At 72.2% G+C, this 8,520-nt stretch carries 7 protein-coding genes; 2 read left to right on the forward strand and 5 right to left on the reverse strand.

Annotated elements, in window-relative coordinates; genetic code table 11:
* Positions 1-149: 149 nt before the first annotated feature.
* Positions 150-1,586, reverse strand: coding sequence for a DHA2 family efflux MFS transporter permease subunit (locus tag ABZ930_RS34935; protein ID WP_361557242.1), 1,437 nt, complete (start codon positions 1,584-1,586; stop codon positions 150-152).
* Between the two features lie 147 nt (positions 1,587-1,733).
* Between ABZ930_RS34935 and ABZ930_RS34940 the strand changes: the two genes are divergently transcribed.
* Entirely contained in the window at positions 1,734-2,312 is a 579-nt protein-coding gene (locus tag ABZ930_RS34940; RefSeq protein WP_361557245.1) for a GNAT family protein, read from the forward strand.
* Between the two features lie 103 nt (positions 2,313-2,415).
* Positions 2,416-3,753 (forward strand): lipase family protein, encoded by a 1,338-nt coding sequence (locus tag ABZ930_RS34945; RefSeq protein ID WP_361557266.1) that lies wholly within the window; start codon positions 2,416-2,418, stop codon positions 3,751-3,753.
* An 11-nt stretch (positions 3,754-3,764) separates the two neighbouring features.
* On the opposite strand, the gene ABZ930_RS34950 is transcribed toward ABZ930_RS34945, so the two are convergent.
* From ABZ930_RS34950 to ABZ930_RS34965, 4 genes are all read right to left on the reverse strand, one after another.
* Positions 3,765-4,955 (reverse strand): lipid-transfer protein, encoded by a 1,191-nt coding sequence (locus ABZ930_RS34950; RefSeq protein WP_361557248.1) that lies wholly within the window; start codon positions 4,953-4,955, stop codon positions 3,765-3,767.
* A gap of 69 nt (positions 4,956-5,024) precedes the next feature.
* A complete protein-coding gene (locus ABZ930_RS34955; RefSeq protein ID WP_361557251.1) occupies positions 5,025-6,206 on the reverse strand; it encodes an acyl-CoA dehydrogenase family protein in 1,182 nt (393 codons plus the stop codon).
* Entirely contained in the window at positions 6,206-7,381 is a 1,176-nt protein-coding gene (locus ABZ930_RS34960; RefSeq protein ID WP_361557254.1) for a CoA transferase, read from the reverse strand. Before ABZ930_RS34960 ends, ABZ930_RS34955 begins: the two co-directional genes overlap by 1 nt.
* A 63-nt stretch (positions 7,382-7,444) precedes the next feature.
* Positions 7,445-8,350 carry a LysR substrate-binding domain-containing protein gene (locus ABZ930_RS34965; protein WP_361557257.1) on the reverse strand — a complete coding sequence of 302 codons (906 nt, stop codon included), beginning with the start codon at positions 8,348-8,350 and terminating at the stop codon, positions 7,445-7,447.
* Between the last annotated feature and the right edge of the window lie 170 nt (positions 8,351-8,520).

An 8,520-nucleotide genomic window follows, 5' to 3' on the forward strand; every position in this document is an offset into this window, starting at 1 on the left:
GTGGCCGCTTCTCGCGCAGGTCCCCGCGCCCCCGAGATGCGCACTTCGTGCGGCATCTCGTCGGGGAAGCTGCGCGCAGCGCATGCTTCAGGGGCGCGGGGAACTGCGCGACCGGCCACGACTCGGGCCGCGGCCGCCCACGCACCCGGTCACGGCAGACGCGTGCGGGGCATCCAGGCCAGCAGAACCACCACCGCCACCAGCAGAATCCCGGCACCCACCTGGAACGCGGCAGCGTATCCGTCGGTCAGCGAGGCAGGATCCAGGCCCCCCGCGGAGCGGCCGGCGGCGGCCGTGGAGAGGATGGCGAGCCCCAGGGAACCTCCGAGCGTCCGGGACGTGTTGACGAGCCCGGAGACAAGCCCCGCGTCCCCCGCCGCCGCCCCCGAAGTGGCCAGCGACGCAAGCGGCGTCATCGCGAAACCGGCACCCGCCATCATCACGATCCCGGGCAGCATGATGTTCAGCACGAACGACCCGTGCGCGCTCATCGTCGACTGCCACCCGAACCCGGCGGCGGTGACGAGCACGCCGCCCACCGCGACATTGCGCGCCCCGAACCGCCGCATCAGCCGCGGCGCGGTCTTCGACCCGGCGACCACCGCGAGCGAGCTGGGCACCAGCGCGAGCCCGGCCTCGACGGGCGTGTACCCGAGCACGTTCTGCGCGTACAGCGTCATGAAGAACCACATGGCGAACGACCCCATGCCGCACACGAACATCGCCGCGTTGGCCGCCGCCACGGACCGCACCCGGAACAGCCCGAGCGGCATCAGCGGCACCCGCGTACGCGCCTCGACGACGAGGAACGCGGCGATCAGCGCGAGCGCCACCCCCATCGGCACCAGCGTGCCCGCCGCTCCCCAGCCCGCCGCCTCCGTCTGCACGACGGCGTAGGCGAGGGTCGCCGTGCCCGCCGTGACGAGCAGCGCCCCGGGCAGGTCGAGGCGGCGCTCGCCGCCCGCGCGGGACTCCTTGATCCAGCGGGCGGCGGCCGCGAGGACGACGGCGCCGAGCGGGACGTTGATGAGGAGGACCCAGCGCCAGTTCAGGCCCTCGGTGAGGACGCCGCCGACGAGCCCGCCGGCCGCGCCGCCACCGGCGCCGACCGCGGTCCAGGTGGCTATGGCGCGGGCGCGGGCGGCGCCCTCGGGCACGGCGGAGGTGAGGATGGTCAGGGTGGACGGGGCGAGCACGGCGGCGCCGAGGCCCTGCACGGCCCGCGCGGTCAGCAACTCCCAGTCCTGCTGGGCGAGTCCGCCCGCGAGCGAGGCGAGCGTGAACAGGCCGAGCCCGACGAGGAACATCCGCTTGCGCCCGAAGAGGTCACCGGCCCGGCCGCCGAGCAGCATGAACCCGGCGAACGCGATCGAGTACGCGTTCACCACCCATTGCAGGCCCGCGGCGCTCAGGCCGAGGTCCGTCCGCATGGACGGCAGTGCGACGTTGACGACGGAGACGTCGAGGACGACGAGGAACTGACCGGCACAGGCCACGGCCACCACCAGCCACGCGGGCGGCGCGGGCCTGCGGGAGCCGGTGGCACGGTCGGAGGCATCGGACGCCAGTGAGGGAGTCTGCGGCATGGTCGTCATGGTCGCAGGGCACCGGGGCCCCGTACATCAGGATTTCGGTGCACCGGCCATGGGCCGCAGGTCATAGGACCAGCGACCTAGGGCGGGCGGCACGGTAATGCGTTGCCGCGGTCCGGACCGCCGTCGACAATCCCTGCCATGACCACCGTCTTCTCCCCCAAGCCCGTACTGACCGGCGACCGGACCGTGCTGCGCCCGTTCACCGCGGCCGACGCCGACGCCATGGGCGCGATCCTGCGGGACCCCGAGGTGCTGCGCTTCACCGGCGACGGTCCCGAGCCGCTGTCCCCGGAGCGGCTGCGCTCCTGGTACGGCTCGCGCGGCGCGCAGGACGACCGGCTCGACCTGGCGGTGACGGACCGGGCCAGCGGCGAACTGGTCGGCGAGGTCGTCCTCAACGAGTGGGAGCCGGAGCACCGTCGGGCCACCTTCCGCACCCTGATCGGCGCGCGCGGCCGGGGCCGGGGGCTCGGCACGGAGGCGGTCCGGCTGATCGTCGGGTACGGCTTCGAGACCGTGGGGCTGCACCGGATCGGCCTGGAGGCGTACGCGGACAACGTCCGGGCCCGCCATGTCTACGAGAAGGCCGGCTTCGTCCTGGAGGGCGTCCGCCGCCAAGTCGAACTGCGCGACGGCGTCTGGCGGGACGAGGTGGTCATGGGAGCCCTCGCCGACGAATGGCGTCCGAACGGGTGGTCGCACACGCGTCCTTGTTAGAACTCTGGTCAACTCGCTTACCTGTTGGTAACTTGCGGCGCTGTTACCGACAGGTACACCACTCCTGTCACCCGTGCTCCACGAGGCGAAGGCCGAGGACACCATGCACCGCTCCGCACTTGGCACTCTGGCCGGCGCAGTCGTCACCGTGCTGGCCGTCACCGCGTTTCCCCCCGCCGCCGCGGCGGCCGCGCCGTCGTCCGCTGCGGCGGCCACGGACGACTCGTTCTACACCTACGACGGCAGCGCTCCCCTGGAGTCGTACGCGCCGGGCACCGTGCTGAAGACACGGACCCTCCAGTACCACGTCCTCGGCATCCCCACGCCGGTCAAGGCGATCCAGCTGCTGTACCGCACCGAGGACGCGCAGGGCCGGCCGTCCGCCGGGGTGACCTCCGTCGTGCGCAGCCCGAACGGCGACGGCCGCAAGGCGGTCTCGTACCAGTCCTTCTACGACTCCCTGAACCCCGAGGACGCGCCCTCCCGCGCCATCGCGGGGAACGTCTCCCTCGGCGGCCTGATCGCGAACGGCGAGTCGCTGCTCCTGGTGCCGCTGCTGCTGTCGGGCTACAACGTCGTCATCCCCGACAGCGAGGGCCAGAACGCCGACTTCGCCGCCGGTCCCGAGTACGGCACGAACACCCTGGACTCGATCCGGGCCGCGAGCCGGGCGCCGGAGACCGGTCTCGACTCCGACACCCGGATCGGCCTCGCCGGCTACTCCGGCGGAGCCATCGCCACCCACTGGGCGGCCGCGCTCGCTCCGAGCTACGCGCCGGACGTCGACAGGAGGCTGGTGGGCTACGCGGAGGGCGGGCTGCTCGTCGCCCCGGCGCACAACCTGAAGTACATCGGCGGCAGTTCGCTGTGGGCCGGTGTGGCGCCCATGGCCGTCCTGGGGGCCGCCCGCGCGTACGACATCGACTTCGCGCCCTACCTCAACAGCTACGGGGCGTCGGTCTTCAAGAAGCTGGAGAAGGCGTCGATCGTCAACGCGCTCGGCCAGTACCCGGGTCTGACGTGGAAGAAGCTGGTGAAGCCGCAGTACGCCGACCCGAACTCGGTGCCGCCGTTCGTCGAGGCCGTGAACAAGCTCAACCTCGGCTCGGCCCCGACGCCCACGGCTCCCGGCTACATCGCGCAGGGCGGCGGGGGCGTCTTCGAGGGAACCCTCAGCAACCTCCCGGGCATCGGTCGGGGCGACGGTGTCATGGTCGCCGGGGACGTGCGCGGGCTGGTGCGGCAGTACTGCGACAAGGGCAACACCGCGATCAAGTACCAGCAGTACGACGCGCTCAGCCACGTGGGCACCGCCGTTCCCTGGGCGCCCGTCGCCCTGGACTGGCTGAACGACCGGTTCGCGGGGAAGACGCCCCCGTCGGACTGCGGCCGGGTCCCCGCCGGCAACTCCCTCGCACCCGAGGTCCCGACGGGCTCCTGAACCGGTCCGCTCTAGGCGCGGCGCACCATCGTCACCACGGCCGCGCCGCCGAGTCCGATGTTGTGCGCGAGTCCGACTCGTGCCCCGGTCACCTGCCGGCCGCCCGCCTCGCCTCGCAACTGCCACGTCAGTTCGGCGAGTTGGGCGATGCCGGTGGCGCCGAGCGGGTGGCCCTTGGAGATGAGGCCGCCGGAGGGGTTCACCACCCAGCGGCCGCCGTACGTCGTGGCGCCGGACTCGACCAGCTTGCCGGACTCGCCCTCCCCGCACATGCCGAGCGCCTCGTACGTCAGCAGTTCGTTGATCGAGAAGCAGTCGTGCAGCTCGACGACGTCGACGTCCTCGATGCCGAGCCCTGCCGCCTCGTAGACCTGCCGGGCCGCCTCGCGCGACATGGGCTGTCCGACGACGTCGATGCACGAGCCGGACGCGAAGGACTCCTCGGTGTCCGTCGTCATCGCCTGGGCGACGATCTCGACCGCCTTGTCGCCCAGGTCGCGCTCCTCGACGAAGCGTTCGGAGACGACGACGGCGGCCGCCGCGCCGTCCGACGTGGGCGAGCACTGGAGTTTGGTGAGCGGGGTGTGGATGGTCTTGGCGGCGAGGATCTCGTCGACGGTGTACGCGTCCTGGAACTGGGCGTAGTGGTTGTTCACCGAGTGGCGGTGGTTCTTCGCGCCGACGGCGGCGAGCTGCGCCGGTGTCGTGCCGTACTTCTCCATGTGCTCGCGGGCCGCGTCACCGAAGATCTGGGCGGTGGGCGGGGACATCTCGAAGCCGTGCCGAGCGGCCATGATGCCGTAGTGGCGGGCGACCGGGGACGTCTTGAAGTCGCCGCCGTCGGCTCCGCCGCCGAGCGCGCCGCGCTGCATCTTCTCGAAGCCGAGCGCGAGCACACAGTCGCTGATGCCGCCCTCGACGAACAGGCGGGCCATCATCAGCGCGGTCGAGCCCGTCGCGCAGTTGTTGTTGACGTTGTAGACGGGGACGCCCGTCAACCCCAGTTCGTAGGCGGCGCGTTGACCGGCGGTCGAGGCCTGGAAGCAGTAGCCGACGGGGACCTGCTGTACGTCCTCGTAGGAGACCCCGGCGTCGGAGAGCGCGGCGCCGCCCGCCTCCCGCACCATGTCCCAGTACTGCCAGTCACGGCTCTCGGGCTTCTCGAACTTGGTCATGCCGACGCCGACGATGTACGACTTCATGGCTGCACAGCCCTCCTGCCACTACCCAACTGACCTGACGGACCGTCAGATAGTGGCAGGGGAAAGCGATTAGCGGAAGGCCGCGAGCCCCGTCAGTGCCTGGCCGAGCGCGAGGGTGTGCATCTCGGTCGTGCCCTCGTAGGTGAGGACGGACTCCAGGTTGTTGGCGTGGCGGATCACCGGGTATTCGAGCGAGATGCCGTTGGCGCCGAGGATCGTGCGGGCGGTGCGGCAGATCTCGATGGCCTCGCGGACGTTGTTCAGCTTGCCGAAGCTGATCTGCGCCGGGTGGACGCCCGCCTCCGAGTCCTTGAGCGCCGACAGGTGGAGCGCGGTCAGCGTCGCCTTGTGGAGTTCGAGCGCCATGTCGACGAGCTTCTGCTGGGTGAGCTGGAAGCCCGCGATCGGCTTGCCGAACTGCTCGCGCTGGAGGGCGTAGTCGCGCGCCGACCGCCAGGCCGAGCGGGCGGCGCCGGTGACGCCCCAGACGATGCCGTAGCGGGCCTCGTTGAGGCAGGTGAGCGGGGCGCCGACGCCACGGGCCGCCGGGAGCTGGGCGGAGGCGGGAAGCCGTACGCCGTCCAGGACCAGCTCGCTCGTCACCGACGCGCGCAGCGACATCTTGTGCTTGATGAGCGGCGCCGAGAAGCCGGGGCTGTCGGTGGGCACGACGAAGCCGCGCACGCCGTCCTCGGTCTGCGCCCAGACGACGGCGACGGCGGCGACCGAACCGTTCGTGATCCACATCTTGCGGCCGTCGAGGATCCAGTCCTCGCCGTCACGGCGGGCCCGCGTCGTCATGGACGCCGGGTCGGAGCCGTGGTCGGGCTCGGTCAGGCCGAAGCAGCCGATGGCCTCGCCCGCGGCCATCTTCGGCAGCCACTCCTGCTTCTGCTCCTCGGAGCCGAAGCGGTGGATGGCGAACATCGCGAGGGAGCCCTGGACCGAGACGAAGGAGCGCAGGCCCGAGTCGGTGGCCTCCAGTTCGCGGCAGGCGATGCCGTACGCGCGGGCCGACGTCCCGGCGCAGCCGTAGCCCTCCAGGTGCATGCCGAGCAGGCCCATCTTGCCGAATTCGCGGGCGAGTTCGGGCAGGTTCGGCAGCTCGCCGGACTCGAACCAGTCGGCGATGTGCGGCTCGACCTTGTCGTCGAGGTACTGGCGGACCGTGTCGCGCACCGCGCGCTCCTCGTCGGTGAGGAGGGCTTCGAGGTTCAGCGGGTCGACGGGGTCGAGGGCGGGGAACGGCATCAGGCTCGGGCTCCTTGCTGGGTGCGGGGATGGTCGTCGTGCTGGCCGAGGGTGGGCGGTGCGGTGCGCACGGCGGGCCGTACGCCGTTGAAGCTGACCGGGAAGGCGACCTGGCGGACCGTGCCGGCCGCCGGGTGCTCGACCTCCTGGACCATGCCAAGGGCGGCGGTCTGCGGGCAGGCGTACACCTCGTCGAGGTGGCGGATGGGGGCGGCGGGCACCCCGGCGGCCTTCAGCGTCTCGCACCACTCTCCGACCGTGCGCCGGGCGAGGACGTCCGTCAACCGGGCGTTCAGTGCGGCCCTGTTGGCGACGCGCGCGGCGTTGGTCGTGAACTGTGCGTCGTCGCCGAGGTCGTCGAGGCCGAGGGCGGCGCACAGCGTGCGGAACAGGGCGTCGTTGCCGACCGCGATCACGAAGTGGCCGTCCGACGCCTCGTACGCCTGGTACGGGACGAGGCTCGGGTGGCCGGAGCCGAGGCGGGTGGGGCGCTCGCCGGTGGCGAAGTGGGCGGTGGCCCAGTTGGCGTGCAGGGCGAGCTGGGTCTCGTACAGGGACGTCGTGACGTACTGGCCGCGGCCGGTGCGGGCGCGCTCGACGAGGGCGGAGGTGACGCCGACGAGGCCGAAGAGCGCGGCGCCGAGGTCGCCCATCGCGAAGCCCGCCTTGACCGGCGGTCCGTCGGTCTCGCCGGTCAGGGACATCAGTCCGGCGGCGGCCTGCGCCACCATGTCGTAGCCGGGCTCGTCGCGCAGCGGCCCGGTCTCGCCGAAGGCGGAGATGTGCAGGACGACCAGGCGCGGATACCGCTCGGTGAGCGCGCGGTAGTCGAAGACGCGGGCGAGGGTGGAGCCGGGCCGGAAGTTCTCGACCATGACATCGGCTCCGGCCAGCATCCGGTGGACCTCGGCCTGCCCCTCGGGGGTCTTGAGGTCGATCGTCACGGAGCGCTTGTTGCGGTTGGCGGCGAGGTAGTAGGTGGCGTCCTCGCCCTGGAACGGCGGGCCCCAGCGGCGGGTCGGGTCGCCGCCCTCGGGGTGCTCGACCTTGGTCACGTCGGCGCCGAGGTCGGCGAGCGACATGGTGGCGTACGGGCCCGCGAGGATCTTCGACAGGTCGACGACCCGGATCCCGGCGAGGGGCGCGGCCTGCGGCGGCGCGGGCGGCTCAGACATGCCGCTCACTCTGCCCCGCGCATTAAGTGCTGTCCAAGACCGATTACGGCTCCCAGTGTGCTGTCACTCCACATAATCGGGCGGGGTGGGCAGGACCCGCTCGGCCACGGCCAGGACGGCGGCGAGGGCCGCGCTGTCGTTGCCGGTGCGCCAGGCCAGCGCGATGGGCAGCACCGGCACGTCCTCCCCCACCAGCGGCCGGAAGACGACGTGCTCCAGGTGGATGGAGCGGGCGGACCCCACGACCACGGCGACGCCGACCCCCGCGCCCACGAGTGCGAGCAGGTTGTACGAGTCGGGGGCCTCCTGCGCGATGCGCGGTGCGAACCCGGCGTCGTGGCAGCCCTGCACCATCGCCTCGCGCACGGCCGAGCCGCGGGCGACGGGGAAGGTCACGAACCGTTCGCGGCGCAGTTCGGCGAAGGTGACGCCGTCGTGCTCGGCGAGCCGGTGGCCCTCGGGGAGCGCGCAGACCAGCGGTTCCGCGCGGACGACCCGGGCGGTGATGCCGCGGCGGACCGGGAGGGCGGCGACGCCGAGGTCGATGGTGCCGTCGATGAGGCGGGCGAGGGCCTCCCCGGTAAAGATCTGGCTCTCCAGGACCAGTTCCACGCCCGGGAGTTCGGAGTTCACGGCGCGGGTGAGGGCGGGCAGCGCGGAGTAGGCGCTGGCCCCGCCGAAGCCGACGGTGACCCGGCCGGTCTCGCCGAGGTGGGCGGAGCGGACGGTGCGGCGCAGGGTCGCCGCGTCGGCCAGGAGGGCTCGGGCGGGGTCGAGGAGGGCGCGGCCCGCCGGGGTGAGCCGTACCGTCCGCGTCGTGCGCTCGAAGAGCTGTACGCCGAGGTCTCGCTCGAGGAGCCTGATCTGCTGGCTGAGCGGGGACTGGGCGATGTGCAGGCGCTCCGCGGCGCGCCCGAAGTGCAGTTCCTCGGCGACCGCGACGAACCCGGTGAGATGTTTCAGCTCCACGCCGGTGACCCTACGGGGCGCGTCTGCGGGGTCCTGTGCGTGGCCGGGTGCGGGTTCGCCGTGGCTGGTCGCGCAGTTCCCCGCGCCCCTGAGATGCCTGCGGCATCCAGGGGAGGCTGCGCGCAGCGCATGCCTCAGGGGCTTCGTCGCGGTCGTCCATCACCTGTCGG

It is taken from the genome of Streptomyces sp. NPDC046716 (assembly GCF_040645755.1).
GTDB lineage: Bacteria > Actinomycetota > Actinomycetes > Streptomycetales > Streptomycetaceae > Streptomyces.